This is a genomic window from Armatimonas sp., assembly GCF_043760365.1.
In the GTDB taxonomy this organism is placed as follows: Bacteria; Armatimonadota; Armatimonadia; order Armatimonadales; family Armatimonadaceae; genus Armatimonas.
In genome coordinates this window covers 1-1741 of sequence record NZ_JAYUPA010000424.1, presented here as the reverse complement: position 1 = coordinate 1741, position 1741 = coordinate 1, and the positions used below count along the sequence as shown (strand labels likewise).

The 1741-nt window shown below is 61.1% G+C and carries 2 protein-coding genes; one reads left to right on the top strand and one right to left on the bottom strand.

Features of this window, described 5'->3' with window-relative positions:
• Positions 1-26 precede the first annotated feature (26 nt).
• Entirely contained in the window at positions 27-977 is a 951-nt protein-coding gene (locus ACH2EH_RS09975; RefSeq protein ID WP_395141259.1) for a lysophospholipid acyltransferase family protein, read from the bottom strand.
• 45 nt (positions 978-1022) lie between these two features.
• Between ACH2EH_RS09975 and ACH2EH_RS09970 the strand changes: the two genes are divergently transcribed.
• Positions 1023-1741, top strand: a 719-nt coding sequence (locus tag ACH2EH_RS09970) for an FAD-binding oxidoreductase (RefSeq protein ID WP_395141257.1), incomplete at its 3' end; no start/stop codon positions are given.

The window sequence follows — 1741 nt, the reverse complement described above, 5'->3', positions numbered from 1 at the left end:
ACCCTGATAGCTAGAGGGAGGCTACCCTACCCATGCCAAAGAGCTTTAAGGGTAGGTAGGTCGTAGCCAGTAGGCCAGCGGGGGGCGTTTTTCTCCTCGAAAGCCGACTTCCAGCGGTTGTGGAGCCAGAGATACTGCTCGGGATACTGGCGGATGCCTTCTTCCAGCGCCAGATTGACCCGCGCCATGAGGCTCGTCTCGCTCTCGCCCTCTTGCGGCCAGAGGGGTTCCTGCACGACAATCTTGTAGGTGGTATCGGGTTTCATGACGCAGAACGAAGGGACAATCGGAGCGCCTGTCTTGAGGGAGAGTGCCGCCGGGCCGGTGGTTGTCCCCGCCGGGACGCCTAGAAAGGGGATAAACGTGTCGCCGCTGTTCTGATCCGGGAGAAGGCCGATAGCCTCGCCTTTTTTGAGGGCGACAAAGAGCTTACGCACTGATGCACCGCCCTTGCTGACCACATCGTAGCCGCCGCGCAGACGAATTTTCTTGACGAGCGTCCCAAAGACCGGATCGCTCGGATCACGCGCGACCACCGTTAAGGGCACGCCGCGCTTGGCCGCATACCGGGCGAAGATCTCGAAGTTACCCAGGTGCCCACTCACTCCGATGACGCCCTTACCTGCCCCGGTGGCACTCGCTTCATTCTCCCAGCCCTCAATCTCCGTGACAAGCTCCAGGATATTATCGTCGCCGCGCAGGGCGGAGCGGTAGAAATCTAGAGTCACCCGCCCAAAGTGCTCAAAGACTTTTTGGGTCAGCTCTTGCCGCTGGGCTTGTGTCAGCGCGTCGCCGTAGATCAGGCGCAGATTACGCAGAGAGGTTGTTCGGGGGCGCTTCACCAACCAGAAACTGAGCCGCCCCAGACGTGTTCCCAGACGGAGCGCCTTCGCACGCGGCATCTGAGCGACCTTATGCCCAAGATGCTCCAGGGTGAAGGCAAGGAACCGCTGAAAAACAAGAGTGGATCTGGTCATGGTCTATTATAATACCCCCTCTCATTTGGAGGGTATAATCCCAGCGTGAACGAAGCGGACGTATTGGGAAAAGTGGCAGCGGAGCGGGTGCGCCCACAGAGTGTCGAGGGGGTGCAGGATGTCTTACGCCAGGCACAGGAAACGGGCCTGAGTGTGATTCCCTGGGGAGGGGGCACGGGTCAGGACTACGGAGGGGTGCCACGCAAAGCCGATATTCTCCTGGATCTGAGTGCCCTCAACGCCCTGGTGGCTCATGAGTACGCCGATATGACCGTGACGGCTCAAGCGGGAATGACTCTTGCGGATCTCCAGGCACAGCTTGCTCAGCATGGTCAGTTCCTCCCGCTGGACCCGCCCCAGTCGGAGAAGGCGACACTGGGAGGGATTCTGGCGACCAATGCCTGTGGCCCGCTACGGCTCGGCTACGGCACGGTGCGCGACTGGCTGATTGGGATCACGGTGGTGGATGCGCAAGGGCGGCTGATCAAAGGCGGTGGCAAGGTGGTCAAGAATGTCACTGGCTACGACCTTCCCAAGCTCCATGTCGGGGCGCTGGGCACCCTTGGGGTGATTGTCGAGGCCACGTTTAAGGTCAGCCCCAAGCCCGAGACCGCGCGCACCCTGGTGGCGCAGGTAAGCCCGGCGAGCGATCTTAGTACGGCGGCGGTGCGGCTCTGGCAAGAGACGCGCCCGGTGAGCCTCTTGCTCCACGAGGACACTCAGGGGCGTTTTCTGGTGGCGCTCTACCACGGCGATGCGATTGT